We start from the raw sequence: 23544 nt of genomic DNA on the forward strand, positions 1-23544 counted from the left end.
CGCAATCCTCGCGGGTGTAGTTCAGAGGCAGAACATCAGCTTCCCAAGCTGAGAACGCGGGTTCGATTCCCGTCACCCGCTCCAGTTGCTCGGCCCCCCAGTGTTCTCGGTCGGATTCGTCGCGCTATGTGTCACAAATTCGACCGAGAACCGCGAGGACGTGTCCGATGCAGTGGCCAGCGGGGGCCATGGCTACGGTTTTTGACGCTGGAGGGTCTGGGAGCGACGTGTCGGTTCGACATCCCTCCACGACAAGACATCACCCAGGGAGAACGCCATGGCCACCATCGAAGACCTTCTGAGCCAGATCCCCATCGGCCAACTCGCCGGCAAGCTCGGCCTCGGCGAGGAGGAGACCCAGGCGGCCGTCAGCCGCGCCCTTCCCGCACTGCTCAGCGGCCTCGCGGCCAATGCGGAAGATCCCGCGGGTGCCGCGTCGCTGTCCGCGGCACTGAGCGAGCACGACAACGACCTCCTCGACGGTGGAATCGACTTCGACCAGGTCGACACCGCCGACGGCGAGAAGATCGTGCGCAACGTCTTCGGTGACAACACCGACGCCGTCGCCCAGCAACTCGGCGGGCTCGGCGGAGGCGGCGGCATCGGGAGCCTGCTCTCGATGCTGGCACCGCTCGTGATGTCGTTCCTCTCGAAGTCGAGCGGTGGATCGTCCGCCGGCCTCGGCGGCGACAGCGGAGGGGGCGGGGGCCTCGGCGACCTGCTCGGCGGCCTGCTCGGCGGCGGCGGCGGCCTCGGTGGCGACAGCGGCGGCGGGGGCCTGGGCGACCTGCTCGGCGGACTGCTCGGCGGCGGCAAGCGCTAGGAAGTCCCCGCGTTCTCGGTCGGATCCGTCGCGCTATGTGTCACAAATCCGACCGAGAACCTGAGGGTGGTCAGGGTTGGAAGGCGTCGCGGATCACCGATCGGGCGCCGGCCACCCGGTCCCAGTAACCGTACGTACCCGAGTCCTTCAACTCGCGAGCAGCGTCGATCAGACCCGCCAGGGCTGCGTAGGCGAACGCGCCGCCGACCGAGATGCGGGCCACACCTGCCTCGGCAAGCTCGTCCACCGACGGGCAGCCGGGCAGGGCGAGGACGTTGACCGGTCGATCGAGCGACGACACGACCGAGCGGATGTCGTCGATCGACCGCAGACCGGGGGCGAACAAGACGTCGGCACCTGCCTCCTGGTAGGCGGCCAGGCGCGCGATGGTGTCGGCGATGTCGTCACCACCGTGGATGAGGTTCTCCGCTCGCGCAGTGAGCACCAGTTGAGTCGGGCCGCGATGCGCCGCCTCGGCAGCTGCGGCCACCCTCTCGACAGCCAGCCCGGCGTCGTAGATGGGATCGTCGTCTCGACCCGTGTAGTCCTCGATCGAGCAACCGGCGAGACCCGTCTCACAGGCCAGCCGGACCGTCTCGGCAACTCCGGCGGGATCGTCGGCGAAGCCGTTCTCGGTGTCGGCCGCCACCGGCACCTCGACCGCGGTGGCGAGCTGGGCTGCATGCGCCAGCGTCTCTTCGCGCGTCGCCGCACCGTCCAGGCGACCAAGCGTCGCGGCGAAGCCACTGCTCGTAGTCGCGATCGCCTCGAAGCCCAGCGACTCGAGTAGCCGCGCCGACCCGACATCCCACGCGTTGGGCTGCAGCAGCGGCCGGCCGCGACGATGCATGGCGAGGAAGTGCCCAGCAGTACCGGTGAGTTCGGCCATGCGACGTTCAGCCTGCGGTCGAATCGAGCACGACGACAGGGATCTGGCGCTTGGTCTTCGACTGGTAGTTGTCGTACCGCCCGCCGTTGTTCTCGTTCACGAGCTTCCACAGGCGAGCGAAGTCGGGCTCGTCGCGCCCGACGACCCGAGCGAGCGCCGTCACGTGACGCCGCCCGACGTACACCTCCACGTCGGGCTTGGAGCGCAGGTTGTGCAGCCAGCCCGGCGCACGGTCCGCTCCGGCGTTGGAGGGCACCACGACGTATCGGTCCCCGTCCTCGGCGTACACGAGCGCGGTCTCCCGCCTCTTGCCGGTCTTACGACCGGTCGTGATCAGCAGCAGGCAGGGCACCCACAGCAGGCGTCGCCCGAGACGACCCCGAGTGGTGCGGTAGACCCAGGTGTGAAAGGTGTTGAGCAACCTCAGCATCGGTGCACCCCCGGGGCAAGGACAATTCCGTCCTCCGCATACTCCCACGCGTTCTCGGTCGGATCTGTCGCGCTATGCGTCACAAATCCGACCGAGAACTTGAGGGGGTTTGAGACGGTGGAGGGTCCTAGCGCAGGTATACGGCTTCGAACCTGGCGAGCGCTTGTCCCGCAGCGTCGCTCACTTCGAGCTTCTCGCCGTCGAGCTTGTAGCCCGTGACCAGCCCCAGAGCCTTCAGGAAGGCATACTCGGTCTCCATGCCGTCGATGCAGGCCATCATGGTCGTGGCGACGGGTCCCAACGTGAGGCTGTCACCCTCCAACATGTAGCTCCCCGTCAACCGGTTGCATCCACCGGAGCCGTGCACCCCCATGCTTTCCGCGTCGAAGACGATGTGGGGCTCGCGCTGGCCCTCGACCACCTCGACCTGCGCGTCGGCCAGCCAGGTCAGCTTCCAGTAGGTGCCCTCCAAGGTGGCGGTTGGCCCCGTCGGGGTCGGCCCGAGCGGCTTGGCAACGCCTGCCTCGCCCGCGACGTGCTTCATTCCCATGGTCACGGTGTCGGGTGCGCCGCGGGTCAGCACCGGGTGGTGCTGATCGGTGGTGAAGAACAGCTTGCCGTCGACCAGGATGCGGGCGCGAACGGCGTAGGTGTGGCGCTCGTCGATGCGAGCGGGATCGAAGTCGATGCGGAAGTCGAAAGGCGGGTTCCCGGGCTCCTCGATGCGCGCCGTCCCGAACCTCCGCGGCAGCATCGGCCTTGGACACGTCCTCCAGAACTGCTTCGAACACCGCTCCCGGCGGAAGAGCCATCCGCTCTCTGTACGCGGCCGATCCGCTCACCGAGCTCTTGGCAACCTCGCCCATGACAATCCCTTTCTCTCGACCCGCCCGAAAAGGTACTGCCGCTTCCCATTCTCGGTCGGATCAGGCGCGCTATGTGTCACAGATCCGACCGAGAACGCGGGGGGACCGGCGACGGGGCTCGCGCTCACGGTGGGAGCACGAGGTGAGCGGCGACGAGGGAGCGGAGGCGGTCGATGCCCAGCCCGGTGGTCGCGCTCGCGAACACCACGTCGCCGACCTCGAGTGCACAGCCAGCGGCGAGCTCGCGTTTGCGGGCATCACGGCGCGAAGGCTTCACCTTGTCGATCTTCGTCGCGACGATCGTGTGGGGGATTCGATTCGCCCGCGCCCAGGCCAGCATCTGGTCGTCGAGCTTGGTCGGGCCGATCTCGCCGTCGACGAGCACGAACACCTGCGCCAGCTCCTCGCGCCCGAGCAGGTAGCCCTCGATCATCTGCTGCCAGCCCCGCTTCACCCGACCTGGCACCGCGGCATAGCCGTAGCCGGGCAGGTCGACCACCGTCGCGCCGGAGGGGAGCACGAACAGGTTGATCAACTGGGTCCGCCCCGGCGTGTTCGACACCTGGGCGAGCTGCTTGCGGTTGGCGAGCGCGTTGATCAGCGAGGACTTGCCGACGTTGGAGCGCCCGACGAAGGCCACCTCGACGGGCGAGGGCGGCAGCTGGCTCACCGCCGTCGCCGAGCGGACGAAGCTCAGCTGCAGCGGGCTCGACATCGCGCCGAAGTGTAGGCAGACGCCCCCGCCGGGCGACTCGAGCGGATCAGTTCGAGCGCGCGCCGGCGGCGACGAGGCGGGTGGAGGTGTCCGCGGGTACCGGCCTCCCGATGGCGAAGCCCTGCATGCGGTCGACGCCGAGCTCCACCAGCCGGCGCTGGGTGGCGAGGTCCTCGACACCTTCGGCGACGACGGTCAGCCCCAGATCGTGGGCGAGGTCGACGATCGAGCGCACCACGGCGTCGTGGCCCTGGCGGAGGTCGTCCACGAACACCCGGTCGATCTTCAGTTCGTCGACGTTCAGGCTGCGCAGCACGTACAGCGAGGTCGAGCCGGTGCCGAAGTCGTCGATCGCCACCCGCAGCCCCGCCCGATGCAGCCGACCGAGCGCTTCGTGCGTCTCGGGCGAGTCGGCGAGCAGATGGCGTTCGGTCAGTTCCACGGTCAAGGTTCCCGGCGGCAGCTTCGCCTCGCCGACCACACGCTCGAGGCCGTCGAGCAAGCCGGCGTCGGTGAGGTTGCGCGGCGTCAGGTTGATGCTGACGCCGATGTCGTTGCCCATCTCGCGACACGTGATCGCATGCGCCACGGCCTGCCGGACGACGGTGAACGCGAGCGGCTGGCTGAGGCTGCCGAGCTCGACGAGCTCGATGAACTCACCGGGCAGGACGGTGCCGAGATCCGGGTGGCGCCAGCGGACGAGCCCCTCGAGGGCGACGATCGAGCCGTCGGGATCGACGACCGGCTGGTAGTGCAGCACGAGCTCGCCGTTCGCGATCGCCCGCCGCAGGTCGCCGAGCAGCACCATCCGGCGCACGGAAGAACGGTCGAGCGAGGGCTCGTACACCTGGTGGCCGATACAGGTGCGCTTCGCCTCGTACATCGCGACATCGGCCCGCACCACCAGGGTGTCCGCGTCGCGGGCGTGCAGAGGGGCGCTGGCGATGCCGATACTCGTGCCGACGTGGAGCTGCAGCCACGGTGTGACCGAGACCGGTTCGAGCAGCGCTTCCTCGATGGCCTCGGCGGCGAGGACGCCGTCCTGCGTCGTCGCCCCGGGGGCGAGCAACAGCGCGAACTCGTCACCGCCGATCCTGGCCACCGTCGCCCCGGTCGGGGCGACGAGCTGAAGGCGCTCGCTCACCTTCTTCAAGAACTGGTCTCCCCGCTCGTGGCCGAACGTGTCGTTCACGTCCTTGAACCGGTCGAGGTCTGCGATGAGCAGCGTGACGTCGCCGGCGTCGCGCTGTTCGAGACGCCGGCGCAGCCGGTCGAGCAACTCGCCGCGGTTGACCAGTCCCGTCAGCGCGTCGGAGCTGGCCCGCTCCGCGAGGGCGCGCTCCGCGTTGACGCGCGCCGTGACGTCGTCGACGACGACGGCGATCGACTGCGCGGTGAGCGGCACCGCTCCGAGGGCGAGGTGTTGGATGCCGAGCCCCGGCCACAGCTCGGTCTCGATCTGCACCCACACCGTCTCGGCCTGCTCGTGCAGTGTGCGGAGGCCTTCCAGCAGGGCCTGGCCGGGCGGCGCTTGGAGCCCGGGGAACACGTCGACGAGCCGCAATCCGACGGTGTCGGGCGGTGGCACCGTGAGGTAGCGCTGCATCGCCGAGTTGGCCGACGTGATCACGATCGACTCCGGATCGTCGCCGGACTGATGACGCAGCATCAATACGCCGAAGTGGACGTGGCTGACGAAGTCGGCGAAGTGGTCGGCCGGCAGAGACGCCGCCGGGCGCAGCTCCACGGGTGCTGGCGCACGAGCCGCGTCGTCGAGTTCACCGCCTTGCCCGACGCCAGCGCGCCGCCCGTGCCGGCTCCACAGCGCGACGAGCGTCGCGAGAACGGTCCCGGCGAGGGCGACGGCCACCAGCTCGGTGGTCGTGGTGTCTCGCGGATGTCGCCAGAGCAGCACCGCGGCGAGCGATGCGACGACGACGGAGGTGAGCCCGAGTTGCACCGCGGTGCGCCACGACTTCCCCTTCGCCGGCCCGCTCCCCACGTCGGTGCCTGCCATCGGGGCGACAGTACTTCTCGCAGCGAGGCGTGGCGGCGATCGCGCTCAGCCGGAGACGAGCGAGCCGAGCGCCCAGACGGCGGCGACGAACCCGGCGAGCGCCATCAGCAAGCTGCGACCGACCGGCGCTCGCTGCAGGTCGCCCTCGGCCTGTGGTCTCGGCGGCGGCTTGAACATCGCGAGCATGTTCCCGACGAAGAGCGCGCCGCCGAGGGCGAGCACCAACCACGCGAGGAGATCCTCTCCGAGGAACATCGAACCATATTGGCCTCGACGCGCCCGGAGGCGCAGATCGCGTGGGCGACGGAGGGGTCGGCTACATCGTGAACCGCAGGTTGCGGGCCGCGCGTTCTCCCCACTCCGTTGACCCTGTCCAGCTGATCCGGCCCGCGGCGATCTGCTCTTGGGGGTCGATGCGCCCGCAGGCGAGCTGCATGAACGTGAGCGAGTCCGCAGTGACCACGACGTCCGCGTCCGCGAGCTGGGGCACCACCCGGGCGCGGCCGGAGACCTGCACGTGCATCTCTCGCACCACCGGTCCCGTCAGCGAGAAGGTGATCGACATCCCGTCGGGCAGCGCGATGAGCTTGCCGACGATGTAGCCGAGCGAGCCCTGCACCTGGTCGAGCGCCATCTCGGCGGCCGGACCGGTGTCGTGGCCGGGCAACGCGAGCGGGCTGCGGACGTCGTGCTCGTGCACCCAGAAGTCAAAGACGCGGATCGCCATGAAGCCGCCGTACGTGCCGGGGCCGACGGGGGTCATCGATGGCATGTCCCACTCGAGGTCGGAAAGTGCGCCGAGCTGTCCTCGGCGGCGCTCGATGAGCGCGCGGTAGCGCGCGAGCAGCGCGGTCGAGTCGAGTGCTGCGGTCTCGGTGAGGAACTCGCCGATCCGCGCGAACGGCAGCGGGGTCTCGGCCGATTCGGGGAACCAGTCGGTCAGCATGTGCTCGATCCCGCCGAGGTGGGCACAGACGTCGCGCACGCTCCAACCCGGGCAGAGCGTCGCCGCCTGCCACTGCTCCTCGTCGAGGCCTGCGAACAGCGCATCGAGTGAGCTCCAGCACCGCTCGAGCGCGTCCGTCGTGCGCATCCGATCACTCACCGTGTACTCCTCTCGGCTGCTCGACCGCTCGTCTGGGGCGGACCCTACCCGTGAGTAGAGATCCCGCCGTCCACGGGGATCACCGTGCCCGTGAGGTAGGCGCCGGCGCGACTGGCGAGGAAGATCACCGCTCCGGCGACGTCTTCGGGGGTGCCGATGCGCCCGCGCGGTACCGAGCGCGCGATCGCGTCGCGGCTCGACGGATCCTCCAACAGGTAGGCCATCATCTTCGACTCGAACGGTCCCGGCGCGATCGTGTTGACGGTGATGTGCCGCTGCACGAGGTGGTGGGCCAGGTGCCGGGCGAGCATGTGGACCCCGGCCTTCGAGGCGGAGTACGAGTAGTTGTCGCCGATAGGCACCCTGATGCCGTCGATCGACCCGATCATGATCACGCGGGCAGGGTCCTCGGCGGTGGCGCGGGCGCTCAGCATCGCGAGCAGCGACTGGGTCAGCAGGAACGGCGCCTTGACGTTGATGTCGAGCACCTTGTCGACGCCGGCCTCGGGGAACTCCCCGAGCGGGGCGCCCCACGCCGCCCCGGCGTTGTTGACGAGGATGTCGAGGCCGTCCTCACGCTCGGCGAGCCGGGAGACAAAGCTCTCCCTGCCCTCGGCGTCGGAAAGGTCTGCGGGCAGCGACACACACGTACCGAGCTCGGACAGCTCCCGCGCGGTCTCGTCGCACGCCTCCGCCTTGCGCGCCGTGATGTACACGCGCGCCCCGTTGACCACGAGGCCATGGGCGATCATCCGCCCGATCCCCCGCGACCCGCCGGTGACCACGGCCACCTTGTCGCTGATCGCGAACAGCTCCTCGATCTTCATCGGACTCCGCATCCCATCGCGCCCTTGCCCCCCTCGCGCCCGGGTGGCGCGCGAGGCCGATGATATGGAGATCTGCTCGTCGCCGGCGGATCGCAGTGCTAACTGTCACACCCCCAACCGCTTGCAATAGTTAGCACTTCGGCATATTCTTGTTGTTGGGCGAGGAGCCCAGAGGAGGTGCTGAAAGTGTCAGCCGTAATGGAGAAGATGAAGGATTGGCAAGACGGGTACTTCAAGCTCGTCGCCAAGGTGGAAGAGCCGGTGCTCAAGTACACCGAGAAGGCCGCCGACGCGGTGTCCGAATACGTCCCGGAGCGCCCCGATTGGGAGTTCCTCGAGGACGTCCCGACGTTCAGCGAGTTCGTCGATTCGCAGTTGAAGTTCCGCAAGCGCCTGGTCGATGAGCAGGCAGCCTTCGTTCGCAAGATGATGAAGGCCATGCACCCTGCACTCGTCAAGATGGAGACGAAGGCGCCGGCGACGCCGCGGGTGCGCAAGCCCGCCACCAGGGTCGTGAAGGCCGCGTAAGTTCGAGTCGCGCGTATCTGAAAGAGGCGGAGCCGCCGAGCCGGCTCCGCCTCTTTCGCGTCCTGGCGCCGCGGCGGGGCTGAGCCCTACACCCCGCGGGCGGCGTTGTCGAAGCGCGTGTACGAGGCGAGGTACACCAAGCGCTTGGTGCCGATCGGGCCGGAGCGGTGCTTGGCCACGATCACCTCGGCCGACCCCTTGTCGGGGCTGTCGGGGTTGTACATCTCGTCTCGGTAGATGAACATCACGACGTCGGCGTCTTGTTCGAGAGAGCCCGACTCGCGCAGGTCGGACAGCATCGGTCGCTTGTCCGCGCGTGACTCGAGGTTTCGGGAGAGCTGGCTGAGCGCGACGATCGGCACTTCCAGCTCACGGGCGAGCACCTTCAGGTTGCGGCTCATCTCGGACACCTCCAGCTGGCGGTTCTCGGCACCGGTGGAACCGGTCATGAGCTGCAGGTAGTCGATCACGATCAGCGCCAGCGAGCCGAACCGGGCCTTGATCCGGCGAGCCTTGGCCCTGATCTCCATCACCGTCACGCTCGGGTTGTCGTCGATGAAGAGCGGCACCTCCAGCCGGCCGATGGCGCGTCCGATCTTGGACCAGTCCGCCTCGCTCAAGCGGCCGGTGCGCAGCTTCTGAGAGTCGACGCGCGCCTCGCTCGACAGGATCCGCTGGGCGATCTCGACGTGGCCCATCTCCAGCGAGAACACGAGCGTCGGCTGGTTCGTGGTCTGCGCCACGTGGGTGGCGATGCCGAGGGCGAGCGAGGTCTTGCCCGCCGCCGGCCGAGCACCGATGATGTTCAACGTCGACGGCTGGAGCCCGGAGAGCAGCTCGTCCAGGTCGTGGAAGCCGGTGGCGGTGCCGATGATCGAGGTGCCCCGCTCGTACGTGGCCTCGAGATGATCGCTGACCATCTGCAGCAGCTCACCGAGGGGGCGCACGGAGTCGGACACCCGGCGCTCGTTCACTTCGAACACCTTCGTCTCGGCCTCGTCGATGGCCTTCGCCACGTCGTCAGGTTCGAGGTAGGCGATCTCGGCGATGTCGCTCGCTACGGCGATCAGCCGCCGTAGCGCCGAGGTGTCCTGGACGATCTTGCAGTACCGCCCGACGTTCGAGATCGCCGGCGTCGCATTCTGCAGCTCGAGCAGGAGATCGATGCCACCGATCTCCTCGAGCAGGCCGGCGCGACGCAGCTCGTCGGCGACGGTGACCGCGTCGACGGGCTGGCCGGCGGCCATCAGGACCCTGACGGACTCGTAGACGAGCTGGTGGGCGGGCTTGTAGAAGTCGCCGGCGAGCAGGCCAAGCTCGGCGACGGTGCCCACCGCGTCGCGCGACAGCAGTAGCGCTCCGAGCAAGGACTCCTCGGCGTCGAGGTTGTGCGGGGGCACCCGCTGATCGGTGCGTCGGCGGGGAGCGTCGTCGCGCCCTGCGCGGCGAGACCCTCTTCTCGGGTAGTCGATGAGCTCGGACATGGGTGGTCTCACTGTCGTCGGTCTTGCCTGTGGGTTGCTAGTAGCACAGACCTGTGACATCGCTGTGGGCGCGCTGTGGACAACCCCGGCGACCTGTGGACCACCACGCGAAATGGGCCCCGGCTCAGCCGGGGCCCATTCGTCAGTTCGTCACCGGCCGCCAACGGCTGGCCGGCGGGATCACTTGGCGACGACGTCGATCGTGATCGGGAACTCGACCTGCTGGTGGAGCTTGGTCATCACGTGGTACTCGCCGGTCTGCTTGATGTGGTCCGGCATCGCCAGCCGCCTGCGGTCGAGAACGATGCCCGTCTGGGCCTCGACCGCCTCGACGACGTCGGCAGCGGTCACCGATCCGTAGAGGCGGCCCTCTGCACCGGCCTTCACCGGCATCGTGATCACCTTCGGCACGAGCGCCGAAGCGACCGTCTGGGCCGCCTCGCGGTCTGCCGTGTCACGCAGGTCACGGGCACGGCGCATGGCCGCCGCCTGCGATACGGCACCCTCTGAGGCCGTCATCGCGAGGCCGCGCGGGAACAAGTAGTTGCGGGCGTGACCGTCACGCACGTCGACGATGTCGCCACGCTTGCCGAGCTGGTCGATGTCGGCACGCAAGATCACCTTCATCACGGCTCACCTTCCTCTCCGCCAACGGCCACCGCGTCACCGACAACCGCATCGACCGCGTCGACCGCATCGATCGCCGCGACCGTGTCGAGTTGGTCGACGACCGCCTCGGCCGAGGACTCCGCCTCGCCCCGCCCGGAGGACTGTGACTCCTCGTCACGACGGCCCCTGGCCGGGCGTCCGGCGCTCGCCACCCGCTTCGTGTATGGCATCAGGGCCATCTCGCGGGCGTTCTTGACCGCCGTCGCGACCTCACGCTGCTGCTGCACCGTGTTGCCGGTGACCCGGCGACCGCGGATCTTGGAGCGGTCGGACATGAACCGCTGCAGCAGGTTGACGTCCTTGTAGTCGATGTACTCGACCTTTTCGGTGACGAGCACGCTCGTCTTCTTCTTCGGCTTGCGCCCGGAGTCCTTCGGGCTGCGGGTCCGTGGGCTGCTCTTCTTGCTGGCCATGGGGTGGGTTCGTTCCTCGTCGGTCGTTTACGCGTACTTGTGGGGTGCGGGTCAGAACGGCTCTTCGTCGCCGTAGTAGGCCCCTTCAGCGGGGCGGGCGGTGCCGGCAGCGCTCGGGCGCTCGCCAGCTCCTGCCTCGGATGAGCGCGAGGTGCGCTCGACCTGGGCCGTGGCCCAGCGCAGGGAGGGGCCGATCTCGTCGGCGACGATCTCGACCGCGGTGCGCTTGTTGCCGTCGCGGTCGGTGTACTCACGCACCTCGAGCCGCCCGGTGACGAGCACGCGCGTGCCCTTGTGCAGCGATGCTGCGACGTTCTCGCCGAGCTGGTCCCAGGCGACGACGTTCATGAACGAGGTCTGCTCCTGCCACTCCCCGTTGACCTGGTACCGCCGGCTGACGGCGATGCCGAGGGTGGTGACGCCTTTGCCGGCGTTCGTGAAGCGCAGTTCGGGGTCGCGGGTGAGGTTGCCGACGACGGTGATGGTGTTTGCAGCCATGGCGGGTTGTTCCTCCCGGGAACGGTGCGGCGCTCAGGCCGCGGTGCTGGCCATGCCGCGGCGCTCGGCCTCGGCATCGGGCAAGCGGATCAGCTTGTGGCGGACGATGTCGTCCGCGATGCGCAGTGACCGCTCGAGACCGTCGAGCGCGCCGCCCTCGGCCAGGAGCTCGATCACCACGTAATAGCCCTCTTCTTGGTGGTCGATCGCGTAGGCGAAGCGACGCTTGCCCCACCAGTCGGGCTTGCCGTGGACGGTGCCACCGGCCGAGGTGATGCCTTGGGTGACCGTGGTGACCCACTTCTGCGCGTCGGCCTCGTCGAGGGCGCCGCGGATGATGACCATGAGCTCGTAAGCACGCATGTTCTGCGTGCACCTCCCTTCGGACACGACCGGGATGCTCACCCGGCCGGGGCCCCCGGCGGGGGCAGGGCTGATCTGGACCGGGCGAGTGTAGCGGCAGGTGACTTGCCTGCCACTGCCGACGAGCATCGCAAAGGGGTGCTACAGCTACGGCTGCGCCTACAGCTCCAGTTCGAGCCGGCTGCCCCGCACCAGCCCGAGCTCGTCGGCCTCACCGGCGGGCACCTCCACCGCCACCTGGTAGGGGCCGGCGGCCGCGGTGCGCGGGCAGTCGGCGGCGGCGGGCGGGCAGGGCACCATGTCGGCCGCGGAGACCCATCCCCCGGCTTCGTCCCAGAAGGTGATCGTCAGCGGGATCAAGGTGTCACGCATCCAGAAACGGTGCTCGACGGGAGCGGCGAAGACGAACGCCATCCCCGGGCACTCCCCGAGCGAGGTGACCGACTGGAGGCCCTCCGCGCGTGAGGTGTCGTCGTCGGCGAGCCACAGGCAAACGGTTCGTCGCGCGCCGTCGGTCGTCGTGATGGTGGCGTCTACACGTGCGAACCCAGAAGGCGTCACGTCTTCGCCAACAGTGGTCGTGACGCGAACAGCCGGCGTGTTCACGGAGGCTGCGCCGTCGCCTGCGGAGCTCGCGCAGCTCGCGAGCGGACCGAGCGTGGCCACCGCCCCGAGCCCGATCGCCGCGCCGCGCGCCACCAGCCGGCCGAGCCCGGAGCTGCGGGCGTGGCGCAGCTCGCGGCTCATGGGCGCACGATGCGCACCAGGCTCGCCGCGACGAGGCCGAACCCAGCCGCCACGGCGGCATCGCGGCCGGAGAAGCCGGGGTCGCCGGCGAGCACCGAGGAGGTGATCACACCATCGGCCACCTCGTAGACGAGGTGTTGGCCACGAGCGCGCAGCCCCCACCAGACGAGCGCCACGCCCGCCACGGCCCCGACGGCCAACGCCGGTACGGCGAGGGTCTCGTGCGGCATGCGCCGAGCGAGGAACCGGGCGACCGAGCTGCCGACGAGCAGCAACGCCCCGGCTGCACCGGCCGCGCTGAAGAGCTGCTGCACGAGGACCGACGTCGAGGTGGCAGCACGCGGGCCGCAGTCGAGCATCGTGGCACCGAACCCGGGCTCGGCGTCTACCTCGGCGACACGGAACAGCTCACACGGTGTGCCGTCGCTCAACGAGGCGCTGCCGTTCTCGCCGATCTGCCAGGTGACCGGGTCGGTGAGCAGGGCGATCACGACGATGACGGCCAGGGAGACGACCACCAGCAGCAGGCCGAGCAGCATCTCCCGGCGAAGGCGCTGGGCCACCTCGTGCGGCAGCCACGACCTCTTCGACCCGGACATCCTCGATCCAGACACCATCCGTCAGACTCCTGCGATCGTTCGCCGAGGCTCAGCGAGCTGCGCGCTCGGTACGGGCACGGCGTCCACCGAGGGGCAACACGCGCAGAAGGTGGTGCCAGCGGCACGAGCAGCAGGCCTCGACGACGTAGGCGGAGTACTCCTCGGAGCGGCGATGGAAGGCGGCGAGCTCGGCCGTGGTCGACACGCAGCGGCCGTGCTTGGGCAGCCTCGGCCCGAACACGTACGTGACGAGGCGCAGGTCTTCCTCGGCGCAGATCGGACAGACGGTGTTGGTGCGCTTGCCGAGTGCCTTCGCGGCACGGACCAGCTCGGGATGAGCGTCGCACACCTGATCCTGGCTGAGCCGGCCGCGGCGGTACTCGTTCAGCAGAGCGCGCCGAGCCAGCCTGTGGTCGACGACTCCTCGCCCTCCGCCACCACGCAGCGACCCGGACGAGAACGTCATCGCCGCGAGGCTAGCGATGATCCGCGCCGCGCCCCGCGACGCGCACCACACTGGCGGCCATGAGCGTGACCCCGGTGACCTTCGGCGCCCATGTGGCCAACGACTCCGAGCTGCGGCTCTGCGGCGAAGTGGGCGCGAAGCGCGCCCTCGAGCTCGGTGTGTCGGAGCCGTCCAACGCCGTCACCCTCGCCCTCGCCGGAGCGAAGTCGATCGTCGTCGACCCCTCCGCGGAGAGGATCGCCAGGGCACGCGCCGAGGCCGAGCGTCACGAGGTGCGCGTGGAGTGCCACCAGGCCGACTTCGCCGATCTCGGCTTCCTCACGTCCGCCTCCGTCGACCTCGCGCTCTGCCTGCACCACCTGGGCGAGATCGACGACCTGGCCCGAACGTTGCGCCAGGTGCACCGCGTGCTGAAGCCGAGCGCCCCGCTGATCGTCGCGCAGACCCATCCGGTGAGAGCGATGCTCGACGGGGCCGAGGTGGTCCTTCGCCGCGGATACGGCAGCGAGGGCACGCGCACCATCGGCCAGTTGTTCATGGCGCTGTCGCGCACGGACTTCCGGGTCGACGTGCTGCACGAGCTCGATGCCGTCGACGAGGCCTCGCCGATGGTCCCGTCCGTGCTGCTGCTGCGCGCCCGCAAGCTCGGGGTGTAGCGCACCAGCACGCTCAGTAGGTCGCCGCGAAGGGCTCCAGCATCGACGCCGGTCGCGGCCTGCCGAACAGGAAGCCCTGGGCCTGCTCGCAGCCCATGTCGCGCAGGTGGCCAAGCTGCAGCGGGGTCTCGACGCCCTCGGCGATGGTCGCGAGCCCGAGCGAGCTGCCGAGGCGCACGACTGCCTCGACGATCGTCGAGTCGTCGGGGTCCAGGCCGAGCCCGGCGACGAAGCTGCGGTCGACCTTCAACGCCTCTACGGGGAAGCGCTTCAGGTACGTGAGGGAGGAGTAGCCGGTGCCGAAGTCGTCGACGGCCAGGTGCAGGCCGAGGCCGCGCAGCTCACGCAGCGCGACGGTGGCCGAGCGGACGTCGGACATCAGCGCCGTCTCGGTGAGCTCGAGCCACAGGCAGTCGGCGGGGACACCGGTCTCGGCGAGTGCCTGCCCGATCGTGTCGACGAGCCGCCGGTCACCGAGCTGGCGTGCTGAGAGGTTCACCCCGATCGTCAACGGCCCGAGCTGGGGCAGCTCGTTGCGCCACCTGGCGAGCTGGGCCAGCGCAGCGCGCATCACCGCTTCGCCGAGCGGGCCGATCAGCCCCCTGTCCTCCGCGACGCCGAGGAACTCGGCGGGCAGCAACAGCCCCCGCTCGGGGTGGCGCCACCTGGCGACGACCTCGTAGCCCTTCAGGCGCCCGCTCGCGAGATCGATGATCGGCTGGTAGTAGGGCACGATCTCGCCGCGTTCGATGCCGTGGCGCAGCTCGTTGCCGGTGTGCAGCAGGTGCAGAGTTGCCACCCGCGTCTCCGGGGTGAAGTGCTCGACCCGGTTGCGTCCGTGGTCCTTCGCCCGATACATCGCGGCGTCCGCGTCACGCACCAGGTCGTCGGCGTCCATCGTCTGGTCCTGCAGCATCTGGGGCGAGACGATGACGACCCCCACGCTCGCGGACACGTCCAGCTCGGCGTCCCCGAGCGTCACCGGCAACGAGAGGCTGGAGCGAATCCGTTCGGCCACCTCGGCGGCGAGCGCCGGGTCGACGTCGCGCAACAGCACGGTGAACTCGTCACCGCCAAAGCGCGCCACCACGTCGCCGTCGCGCACGGCGGCCCGCAGCCTGGCCGCCATCACCCGCAGCAGATCGTCGCCGGTGGCATGGCCGAGGCTGTCGTTCACCACCTTGAAGCGGTCGAGGTCCAAGAACAGCACCGCCAACCCGGTCGGGCCCGGCGAATCGGCGGCGCGCTGGAGGTGCTCCAGGAAATGTGCTCGGTTGGCGAGCCCGGTCACCTCGTCGTGGGTCGCCGACCAACTGAGCTGCTCGGCCGCCGCCTTCTGGTTGGTGACGTCTTGGACGTGCACGATCAGCATCGGCTGACCGAAGGTGTCCTCCGTCACCGCGAGCGACGATGCTGCCCAGAGCACGGTGCCGTTGCTGCGCACGAAGCGCCGCTCGATGCTGGCCTCGGTCGTGATCGGCTGCTCGTCGGGATGCAACAGCCGTCCCATCGGGGTGCCGGTCAGTTCGTCCGCCCGCTGGCGGAAGATCTCGGCGAAGCGGTCGTTGACCTCCACCAGCATCCCGTCCTCGGGACGCACGATGGCCATGCCCGTCGGTGCCGAGTGGAACGCCACCCGGAACCTCTCCTGCGCACGCTGGAGCGCGGTCTGCGCCTCGACCCGGTCGGTGACGTCGCGCAACGTCAGCACGACGCGCTCGCGCTGCACGCGGTCGAGCGCAGCGTTCGCCTCGACGTGCAGCACCGTGCCGGTGCCGGTCACCACCGGGAAGACCGGTTTGTCCAGCTGGGCGGCACCATCGAGGACGCGCTGCCACACCTCGGCCACCTGCGCGCGCGCGCTGTGCGGGATCAGGCTGCCGAAGTGGCGCCCGACCAGTTCGGGCGCGCCCATCTTCAAGAGCTCCTCCGCCTGGAGGTTGACGCTGCGGATCCGCGCGTCGAGACCGATGACGACGACCGTGTCGGCGATGCTGTCGACGACCGAGCGCAGCTCGTGCTCGGTGTCCGCGAGCTGGCGGTAGTTCTCCTCGAGCTGCACCGACATCCGGCCGACCTCTCGCCACCCGACCACCTGCACGACGACGATGAGCATCGCCCCCGTGACCGTCAACCCGACCGATACGGGGTCGAGCTCACCGCCACCGGGACCGAGGTGATAAGCGGCCACCAGCAGGGCCGCTGCAGCCGGCATCCAGACGAGCAGCAACCGTGCCTTCGTCGGTCGTACCGACACGCTGCGCGGGGGAGCGAGCGGCAGCCGCGAGGCCGCGCCCATCAACACGAAGCCGAGCAGCCACCCGATGTGGGCACCGAAGTACGTAAGCAGGCGGCGCTGGTCGAGGTCGCTCGACAAGATCGCATCCGCCACGGCGTTGGACAGCGCTCCGAGGCATGCAGCGGTGAGGGCCGGCGAGCTCGATCCCATCCGCAGCAACAGCGCGGTGGCGGCGACCACCAGGCTCGACATCGGCAGGTAGGCGAGCAGCACCTGTTCGATGATCGACGCCGGGCCGGTCTCTTCGATCCCCGGCAGCAGGAAGAGCACCCATACGACGAAGCCGGCCCCGACGGCAACGAGCATCGCCTCCGCGATCAGCACGAGCTGAGCCCCGCGCCGGGAACGGTCGATCCCGAGCTGCACCAGTCCGATGCAAGTGAGGATCGGCCAGACGACGAAGAACGCGTCGTTCAGCGAAGGTGAAGCGGTGCTGCCGATCAGCTCGAGCACCGTCCAGCCCAACTGCCCGAGAGCCCAGCATCCGGTGCCGACCGTCAGCAACAGCCAGCCGAGCGTGCGATCGGTCCACCACCGCCACGCGAGCATCGCCGTCGCCGTCGTCGGCAGGACGATCTCGATCACGTTGATCTCGGTGTTCCAGCTCCAGATGTCGCCCCCGACGCGCAGCCACGGCCAGGCGTGCAACAGCGCGGCCAGGAGCGCGAGGCCGATGCCCCACGCGACCCCAGAAACGACGCGAGGACGCCACGTCGCCTCCCCAGCCGGTCCTGCGCGTGGGTACGCGTCGACTTCGACTGACTCGCCCGATCCTTCCGCCATCGTCACTTCCCGTCTCGCGAGAGACGCTGGTCCGCCGCGAGGTGGGCGCCAATCTACTACCCCGCAGAGCGGTCGTGCCACCACTTTTCGAGACGACGGCGGATCTCTTCGTCACCGACCGGACCCTCTTCGAGGCGGATCTCCAGCAGGTGCGCGAGCGCCTCACCGACCACCGGCCCGGGCCCGATGCCGAGCGCGGCCATCACCTCACGGCCGTCCAGCTCGGGACGGATCGCGGCCAGCTCCTCACGCTCCGCGAGCGCGTCGATGCGCGCCTCCAGATCGTCCATGCGCTCGGCAAGCATCACCGCCTTCTTCGCGTTGCGCGTGGTGCAGTCGCAGCGGGTCAGCACGTTCAGCTCGGCGAGGTACGGGCCGGCGTCGCGCACGTAGCGCCGCACGGCACTGTCGGTCCAACCCATCGAGTACGTGTGGAACCGCAAGTGCAGCTCGACGAGGGAGGTGACGGCATCGACGTCGTCGTTCGAGTAGCGCAGCTCGGTGAGCCGCTTGCGGGCCAGGCGCGCGCCGACCGCATCGTGGTGGTGGAAGGTGGTGCCCTTGCCGGGCAGGTAGCCCCGCGTGCGCGGTTTGCCGATGTCGTGCAACAGGGCGGCCAAGCGCGTGATGCGGAAGTCGAACTCGGGCCGGCCGGGAGGCTGCTCGTTCGGCGGTCGCACGTTCTCGACCACGGCCAGCGTGTGGGTGAGCACGTCCTTGTGGCGGTGGATCGGATCGTGCTCGAGGCGCATCGCGGGCAGCTCGGGCAGGAACTGGTCGGCAAGACCGGTGTCGACGCAGAACCACAGTCCGGGCGCCGGACTCGGCACGGTGATCAGCTTGTCGAGCTCGTCACGGATGCGTTCGGCGGAGACGATCGACAGTCGGGCACTCATCTCGTGCACGGCGTCGACGAGCTCGGGCACCGGGGTCAGCCCGCTCCCGGCGACGAAGCGAGCTGCACGCATCATGCGCAGCGGGTCGTCGCCGAAGCTCACTTGGGGCGAGAGCGGCGTGCGCAGGGTGCCGGTGGCCAGGTCGACTGCTCCGCCGAAGGGATCGACCAGCTCCGGCGAGTCCGACGTCAGCTCCAACGCCATCGCGTTCACGGTGAAGTCGCGCCGGGACAGGTCGGCGTCGATCTCGTCGGCGAACTCGACGTCGGGCTTGCGGGAGTCGGCGTGGTACGCCTCGGCACGGTGCGTGGTGATCTCGTAGGTGCGCTCGCCGCGCTTCGCGCCGATCGTGCCGAAGCGCTCGCCCTGGGTCCAGATCGCGTCTGCCCAGCCGGCGAGCAGCCGCTTGATCTCCTCCGGTCGGGCGTCGGTGGTGGCGTCGAAGTCGAAGTCGGCTGGCCCCGCCTCGCGCCCGACGATCAGGTCGCGCACCGTGCCACCGACGAGGAACAGGCGGTGACCACCGGCGCGGAAGCGCTCGGCAAGCGGTGCGAGCTCGGCGAGGACGGGGGCGAAGCGCGGCGGCGTCACAACAGGCCGGCCTCGGCCCACCTGGCCCGCACGGCGTCGACCGAGGTGTGTCCCGGCCCGCCGCTCGTCGGCGGCTCGGGATCGTGACCGACGCCGGCGAGCTCGGCGAGCACCGCGGCCGTCGAGTCACGCAGGGCGTCGAGGTCGTAGCCGCCCTCGAGCACGACCAGCCTCCGACCGGGCCGCACAGTCGCCAGCAACCGCCGGGTGATGAGCGCGAAGTCCCCACTCGAAAGACCGAGGTCGGTCAGCGGGTCGGCGCGATGCGCGTCGAACCCGGCGGAGACGACGAGCCAGGTCGGCTCGAAATCGGAGATCACCGGCAGCACTAGGCGGTCCATCGCCCCGAGGTACGCGTCGCCGGTGCTGCCTGCCGGCATCGGCACGTTGAGCGTGGCGCCGAAACCCGCGCCCTCGCCCATCTCGCGCGCGGAGCCCGTGCCCGGGTACAGCGGCCACTGGTGCAGCGAGACGTACAGCACCCGCGGGTCGCCGTAGAACGCGTCCTGGGTGCCGTTGCCGTGGTGAGCGTCGTAGTCGACGACGGCCACCCTCTCGCCGCGCTCCGCGAGCCAGGCGGCGACGACGGCGACGTTGGAGAAGAGGCAGAAGCCCATAGCCTGGCCGGGAGTGGCGTGGTGCCCGGGCGGGCGCACTGCGCAGAACGCCGCGTCGGCCTCACCGCGCTCCAAGGCCCGCGCGGCACTCAACCCCGCGCCGGCCGCGAGCAGCGCCGCGTTCCACGAGCCGGGGGACGCGACCGTGTCGGGGTCGAGGCGGCCGCCGCCAGCGGCGATCGTGCGCTCGACGGCGTCGATGTGGGAAGCGGAGTGCACACGTTCGAGATCGGCACGCTCGGCGGGCTCGGGGACGAGAGGCACCAACGCGTCCGCGACGCCGGCCGCGCGCGATGCGTCGACCACTGCACCCAGGCGCTCGGGGCGCTCGGGGTGGAACGGGCCCGTCAGGTGGTCCAAGAAGGCCTCGTGGGTCGTGAAGAGCACCGTCACCGTCGCTGACGCTACCGTCGCGCCTCAGTGACGACGGCACCTCCGCCCCCCGGTACAGCGCCCGGTCCGGGCGCGGCCAGGCTTCCCGCGTGCGGCCTCGTGCTGAGCGCGGGCAGGGCCGAGGCGAAGGTGCGCGCGTGGCCCGGACGCCCCACGACGGCCCAGCTCGTGCTCTTCGACCACACCGTCGCGCCGCCCGCAGGGGCGCTGCGTGAATGGCTGGCGCACCTGGCCGATCTCGGCTTCGACGAGATCCGCACGGGCGCGCTGGCCGCGTCCACGGCGAGGCGGTTCGAGCTTGCCGGGTTCGTGCCGGTCCAACGGCTCACCCTGCTCCAAGCAGATCTCGCGCGCGTCGAGTTGGGCCGAGTCGGCACGCGCCGGCGGGCGTTGCGCGGCGGCGACGTAGTCACCGCGGCCGCCATCGACCAGGCGGCCTTCGGCGAGGAGTGGGGCCTCGACCCGGCCGGAATCGAAGACGCCCAGGCGGCGACCCCCACCCACCGGACGCGCTTCGCCCTCGACCGCCACGGCGAGCCGAGTGGATACGCGATCACCGGGCGGAGCCGTCGGCGCGGCTTCGTCCAACGCCTCGCGGTGCTGCCCGACCACCAGCGGGAGGGCCTCGGGAGGGCTCTCGTCGTCGACGCCTTGCGCTGGCTGCGCCGCTGGCACGTCGAGACGGTGATGGTGAACACACACCGCGACAATCTCGCCGCGCTCGCCCTCTACGCCGCCCTCGGCTTCGAGCCTGTCGACTCCGAGCTCGTCGTGCTCGCCCTGGCCGGGTGAGAGGTGCGCACCAGAGCCGCCGCGCTCGCCGCCGTGTTCGTCGCCGCAGGCGGGCTCGTGCTGCCGGTCTCCCGCGCGCACACCAGCGCGCCGCCCGCACGCCAGCCGGCCGACGCCGTCGAAGCCGGGGCCGACCAGCTCACCACCGGCTCGCCGGTGCTGCGCCTCGTCGAACAGACGATGCGCATCCCGGCCGAGCCCGGGACGACGATCCGCTTCCACGTCGAGGTCGACCCGGCCGGCGCCGACCTCGCCGCCGAGAGCTGGTCGGTGATCGTTCGGGCTTACGACCCGGTGGCCGACCGGTTCGCCTTCGATCGTGCTCTGCGCGGCGAGCTGGGCTCCGTCTACGACTACGTGGAGCTGCCCCTTCTCCCACCGGCGGGAGCCTCGGCGACGGAGCCGGTGCCGTTCGAGCTGTCCGTCGCGCTCGAGCTCGACGAGCGCACCATCGAGGCTCTGCGGCTGACCGAGGCGGGCGTGTACCCGGTGGAGCTGTTGCTCACCGAGGGCGAGGACGAGGGCGAGGACGAGGACCCCCTCGACCAGGTGATCACGTTCGTCGAGCGCGAGGAGGCCGAAAGTGCCGACCCGGCCGAGAACCCGCCCGCCGACCCGCTGCGGTTGAGCATCGTCGCGTCGGTCGACGGCGGCCCGGCCAGGCGCCCCGACGGCACGCTCTCCGTGCCCGACCCGGCGCGGGAGCAGCTGCTCAGCTTGGTGCAACTGCTCGAGAGCTTCCCGGGCATGCCGGTCACGGCGTCGCTGCGCCCGGAGCTGCTGAGAGGCATGGCGTCGAGCGGGCAACCCGCCGACGAGGAGCTGGTCCAGCGCCTGCGCGCGGCCGGCGCCGGGCTGGAAGTCCTGGCCAACACCTATATCGAGCTCGATCCCTCGGCCGCGCAGCGTGCGGGCATGGCGGAGATCTACACCGACCAGCTCCGCCTCGGCGAAGACGCCATCGCCGAGGCGCTCCCCGGCATCGTCCCCCGCCGCACGGTGTGGATCGCCGACTCGCCGGTCGACGGCGGAGGCGCCGAACTCCTGCGCGACCTCGGCATGCGCGCCGCGGTGCTGACCCCGCAGACCCAGCTCGACACCGACGACGGGGCTCCGATCTTCGCCGACACCACCCGGCAGTTCCTGTTGCAGATCCCGAGCGGCTCGCCGATGTCGGCGACCGACATCGACCTGCGCTTGGCCGAGCATCTCTCCCAGCCGACCGACGAGCCGGCGCTCGCCGCGTACCGCCTGTACGCCGAGCTCGCGGTCATCCGCGGCGACATCGTGGCGCGCCTCGAGCCGTTGAACGACCGCTCCCTCGTGATCGCCACCGAGGACACCGCGCCACCGGACCCTGCCGTCATGGCCGTCCTCATCGGACTGTTGGAGGGCACCGACCGGTTCTCGCTGATCTCGCTCTCCACCGCCATCGCCACCACCTCCGGGGTTCTGGAAGACGGTCAGCCGCTGACGTTCGAGCTCCCCGCCGAGGCCGGGCCCGACCTGTCCCTGCTGCGCTTCGACATCGAGCGCTACCGCCATCAGGTCACCGCCCTCGCCAGCATGCTCCCGAGCGGCGACCCGCGACCCGAGACGTGGGCCGCCGTGCTCGACGTGTTGCCCGCCCAGGCGTGGACGCCCGAGGAGCGGGCGTTGCTGACGAGCGCCATCGACGCCGACGCCGAGGAGCTGCGTGCCGCGCTCGTGCTGCCCGAAGCCACCCGGTTCACGCTCGGCGGTCGCCAGTCCGACCTCGTCGTCGGCATCCGGAACGACGGTGACACCGAGCTGCGCGCACTCGTGCGGTTGACCAGCGCCAAGCTGCGCTTCCCCGAAGGCCAGCAGACCGAGGTGTTCCCGCCCGGCGAGCTGACCCGGGTCTCGGTACCGGTCGAAGCGCGTACGAACGGTCAGTTCCCGGTCACGGTGGAGCTGGTCACACCCGTCGGCGACCTGGTGCTCGGCCCCCCGGTGGAGCTCACCGCGAGCGTCAACGCGCTCACCGGTCTCGGCCAGCTCGCCTCGGGAGCGGCCCTGCTCGTCCTCGCCACGTGGTGGGCGCACCACTGGCGCATGCGCCGGCGCTCGAAGCGCGAGAGCGCGACCGGTTCGGCGGTCGGGCGCCACCCCGCCACCGGGGCTACCCTTCCCCAGCCATGACCGTCCGCATCGTCACCGACAGCGGCTGCGACCTGCCCCAAGCCGTAGCCGACGAGCTCGGCATCGACGTCGTCCCGCTCTACATCCGCTTCGGCGACGAGGAGTTCGTCGATCGGGAAGAGCTGTCCACGGCCGAGTTCTGGGCCCGCTGCGCGACCTCACCGGAGCTCCCCGCCACGGCAGCGCCGTCGCCGGGCCGTTTCGAGTCGTCGATGCGCCGACTCGCCGCCGAGGGCGCGTCGGGAATCGTCGTCGTGTCGCTGTCGGGCGCGCTGTCGGCCACGCTGCAGAGCGCGGAGCTCGCCTCCGCCGCGGTTTCTGCGGAGGTGCCGGTGCGCACGGTCGACAGTCGCTCGGTGTCGATGGGTCTCGGCATGATCGCCGTCGCCTGCGCCCGGCGGGCCCGTGAGGGCGCGTCGCTCGACGAGGTCGAAGCGCTGGCCCACGCGCTCGCCTCACGCACCAAGGTGTGGGGCGCCCTCGACACCCTCGACAACCTGAAGAAGGGCGGCCGCATCGGCGGCGCGAAGGCCCTCGTCGCCTCGGTGCTGTCGATCAAGCCGATCATCGAGGTGCGCGACGGCGAGGTGGCCGAGGGCGGCAGGCAGCGCACCCGCGCCAAGGCACTCGCCTTCTTGGTGGACAAGGTGGCCGAGTACTCCAGCATCGAGAACCTCGCCGTGCTGCATGCCGCCTGCGACGACGCCGACGAGTTCGTCGAGAGGCTGAAGGTGGTTCACTCGGGTGAGATCGTCGTCGGAGAGATCGGCGCGGTGATCGGCACGCACGCCGGACGCGGCACGATCGGCGTCGCGTTCCAGACACGCTGATCGATTGCCCGGAGTGAGGCCCTAGGCGCCACTAGCGTCGGAGGCCGTATCCACCACCCACCCCGCCCCTCCCCCGCCGGCCCTG

The 23544-nt window shown here is 70.1% G+C and carries 25 protein-coding genes, 1 tRNA gene and 1 pseudogene; 7 read left to right on the forward strand and 20 right to left on the reverse strand.

Features of this window, described 5'->3' with window-relative positions:
• Positions 1–10: 10 nt before the first annotated feature.
• A tRNA-Gly gene (locus IPM43_07365) sits at positions 11–84 on the forward strand.
• Between the two features lie 193 nt (positions 85–277).
• Positions 278–823, forward strand: coding sequence for a DUF937 domain-containing protein (locus tag IPM43_07370; protein ID QQS26154.1), 546 nt, complete (start codon positions 278–280; stop codon positions 821–823).
• Between the two features lie 70 nt (positions 824–893).
• Here the strand turns inward: IPM43_07370 and IPM43_07375 are convergent, their stop codons facing one another.
• The 9 genes and pseudogenes from IPM43_07375 to IPM43_07415 all read right to left on the reverse strand — a co-directional run bounded on the left by IPM43_07375 (position 894) and on the right by IPM43_07415 (position 7666).
• Positions 894–1712, reverse strand: coding sequence for an isocitrate lyase/phosphoenolpyruvate mutase family protein (locus IPM43_07375; GenBank protein ID QQS26155.1), 819 nt, complete (start codon positions 1710–1712; stop codon positions 894–896).
• A gap of 7 nt (positions 1713–1719) precedes the next feature.
• On the reverse strand, positions 1720–2142 hold the full coding sequence (locus IPM43_07380; GenBank protein QQS26156.1) for a nitroreductase family deazaflavin-dependent oxidoreductase: 423 nt from the start codon (positions 2140–2142) through the stop codon (positions 1720–1722).
• Positions 2143–2269: 127 nt separating this feature from the next.
• Positions 2270–2896 (reverse strand): META domain-containing protein, encoded by a 627-nt coding sequence (locus IPM43_07385; protein QQS26157.1) that lies wholly within the window; start codon positions 2894–2896, stop codon positions 2270–2272.
• Positions 2874–3008: pseudogene (locus IPM43_07390) on the reverse strand (YbaY family lipoprotein). Before IPM43_07390 ends, IPM43_07385 begins: the two are co-directional and overlap by 23 nt.
• 124 nt (positions 3009–3132) lie before the next feature.
• Positions 3133–3723 carry a ribosome biogenesis GTP-binding protein YsxC gene (gene ysxC / locus IPM43_07395; protein QQS26158.1) on the reverse strand — a complete coding sequence of 197 codons (591 nt, stop codon included), beginning with the start codon at positions 3721–3723 and terminating at the stop codon, positions 3133–3135.
• 46 nt (positions 3724–3769) lie between these two features.
• The gene (locus tag IPM43_07400) at positions 3770–5740 is read right to left on the reverse strand and encodes an EAL domain-containing protein (protein QQS26159.1); all 1971 of its coding nucleotides are present in this window, start codon (positions 5738–5740) and stop codon (positions 3770–3772) included.
• 45 nt (positions 5741–5785) lie between these two features.
• Positions 5786–5995 (reverse strand): hypothetical protein, encoded by a 210-nt coding sequence (locus IPM43_07405; GenBank protein QQS26160.1) that lies wholly within the window; start codon positions 5993–5995, stop codon positions 5786–5788.
• 61 nt (positions 5996–6056) lie between these two features.
• Positions 6057–6833 (reverse strand): maleylpyruvate isomerase N-terminal domain-containing protein, encoded by a 777-nt coding sequence (locus IPM43_07410; protein QQS26369.1) that lies wholly within the window; start codon positions 6831–6833, stop codon positions 6057–6059.
• Between the two features lie 56 nt (positions 6834–6889).
• The gene (locus IPM43_07415; protein ID QQS26370.1) at positions 6890–7666 is read right to left on the reverse strand and encodes an SDR family oxidoreductase; all 777 of its coding nucleotides are present in this window, start codon (positions 7664–7666) and stop codon (positions 6890–6892) included.
• Between the two features lie 192 nt (positions 7667–7858).
• On the opposite strand from IPM43_07415, the gene IPM43_07420 reads away from it, so the two are divergent.
• The gene (locus tag IPM43_07420; GenBank protein QQS26161.1) at positions 7859–8200 is read left to right on the forward strand and encodes a hypothetical protein; all 342 of its coding nucleotides are present in this window, start codon (positions 7859–7861) and stop codon (positions 8198–8200) included.
• An 86-nt stretch (positions 8201–8286) separates the two neighbouring features.
• On the opposite strand, the gene dnaB is transcribed toward IPM43_07420, so the two are convergent.
• The 8 genes from dnaB to IPM43_07460 form a co-directional block, all read right to left on the reverse strand.
• On the reverse strand, positions 8287–9684 hold the full coding sequence (gene dnaB / locus IPM43_07425) for a replicative DNA helicase (GenBank protein QQS26162.1): 1398 nt from the start codon (positions 9682–9684) through the stop codon (positions 8287–8289).
• Between the two features lie 180 nt (positions 9685–9864).
• Positions 9865–10311, reverse strand: coding sequence for a 50S ribosomal protein L9 (gene rplI / locus IPM43_07430; GenBank protein ID QQS26163.1), 447 nt, complete (start codon positions 10309–10311; stop codon positions 9865–9867).
• Complete coding sequence (locus tag IPM43_07435) at positions 10311–10766, reverse strand: 30S ribosomal protein S18 (GenBank protein ID QQS26164.1); 456 nt, start codon at positions 10764–10766, stop codon at positions 10311–10313. The genes rplI and IPM43_07435 overlap by 1 nt, the downstream gene beginning before the upstream one ends.
• 51 nt (positions 10767–10817) lie before the next feature.
• On the reverse strand, positions 10818–11264 hold the full coding sequence (ssb, locus tag IPM43_07440) for a single-stranded DNA-binding protein (protein QQS26165.1): 447 nt from the start codon (positions 11262–11264) through the stop codon (positions 10818–10820).
• A 33-nt stretch (positions 11265–11297) separates the two neighbouring features.
• On the reverse strand, positions 11298–11627 hold the full coding sequence (gene rpsF, locus IPM43_07445) for a 30S ribosomal protein S6 (protein ID QQS26371.1): 330 nt from the start codon (positions 11625–11627) through the stop codon (positions 11298–11300).
• Between the two features lie 159 nt (positions 11628–11786).
• Complete coding sequence (locus IPM43_07450; protein ID QQS26166.1) at positions 11787–12374, reverse strand: DUF192 domain-containing protein; 588 nt, start codon at positions 12372–12374, stop codon at positions 11787–11789.
• Positions 12371–12991 (reverse strand): hypothetical protein, encoded by a 621-nt coding sequence (locus IPM43_07455; GenBank protein QQS26167.1) that lies wholly within the window; start codon positions 12989–12991, stop codon positions 12371–12373. The genes IPM43_07450 and IPM43_07455 overlap by 4 nt, the downstream gene beginning before the upstream one ends.
• Positions 12992–13022: 31 nt before the next feature.
• Entirely contained in the window at positions 13023–13439 is a 417-nt protein-coding gene (locus tag IPM43_07460; GenBank protein QQS26168.1) for a DUF5318 family protein, read from the reverse strand.
• 59 nt (positions 13440–13498) lie between these two features.
• On the opposite strand from IPM43_07460, the gene IPM43_07465 reads away from it, so the two are divergent.
• Positions 13499–14095 (forward strand): class I SAM-dependent methyltransferase, encoded by a 597-nt coding sequence (locus IPM43_07465; GenBank protein QQS26169.1) that lies wholly within the window; start codon positions 13499–13501, stop codon positions 14093–14095.
• Positions 14096–14108: 13 nt separating this feature from the next.
• Here IPM43_07465 and IPM43_07470 read toward each other — a convergent pair whose 3' ends face one another.
• Genes IPM43_07470 through IPM43_07480 form a run of 3 tightly spaced genes read right to left on the reverse strand, consistent with a single transcriptional unit; the run spans position 14109 to position 19668 of the window.
• A complete protein-coding gene (locus IPM43_07470) occupies positions 14109–17177 on the reverse strand; it encodes an EAL domain-containing protein (protein ID QQS26170.1) in 3069 nt (1022 codons plus the stop codon).
• Between the two features lie 56 nt (positions 17178–17233).
• Positions 17234–18664: a CCA tRNA nucleotidyltransferase gene (locus IPM43_07475; GenBank protein QQS26171.1), complete on the reverse strand. Its 1431-nt coding sequence runs from the start codon at positions 18662–18664 to the stop codon at positions 17234–17236.
• Complete coding sequence (locus IPM43_07480) at positions 18661–19668, reverse strand: histone deacetylase (GenBank protein QQS26372.1); 1008 nt, start codon at positions 19666–19668, stop codon at positions 18661–18663. The genes IPM43_07475 and IPM43_07480 overlap by 4 nt, the downstream gene beginning before the upstream one ends.
• A gap of 366 nt (positions 19669–20034) precedes the next feature.
• On the opposite strand from IPM43_07480, the gene IPM43_07485 reads away from it, so the two are divergent.
• The 3 genes from IPM43_07485 to IPM43_07495 are packed head-to-tail and all read left to right on the forward strand — an operon-like array spanning position 20035 to position 23459.
• Positions 20035–20466, forward strand: coding sequence for a GNAT family N-acetyltransferase (locus tag IPM43_07485; GenBank protein QQS26373.1), 432 nt, complete (start codon positions 20035–20037; stop codon positions 20464–20466).
• A 3-nt stretch (positions 20467–20469) separates the two neighbouring features.
• Positions 20470–22629: a hypothetical protein gene (locus IPM43_07490; protein ID QQS26172.1), complete on the forward strand. Its 2160-nt coding sequence runs from the start codon at positions 20470–20472 to the stop codon at positions 22627–22629.
• On the forward strand, positions 22626–23459 hold the full coding sequence (locus tag IPM43_07495; protein ID QQS26173.1) for a DegV family protein: 834 nt from the start codon (positions 22626–22628) through the stop codon (positions 23457–23459). The genes IPM43_07490 and IPM43_07495 overlap by 4 nt, the downstream gene beginning before the upstream one ends.
• Positions 23460–23544: the final 85 nt, after the last annotated feature.

The organism is Actinomycetota bacterium (assembly GCA_016700055.1).
Lineage (GTDB): Bacteria > Actinomycetota > Acidimicrobiia > Acidimicrobiales > Ilumatobacteraceae > Kalu-18.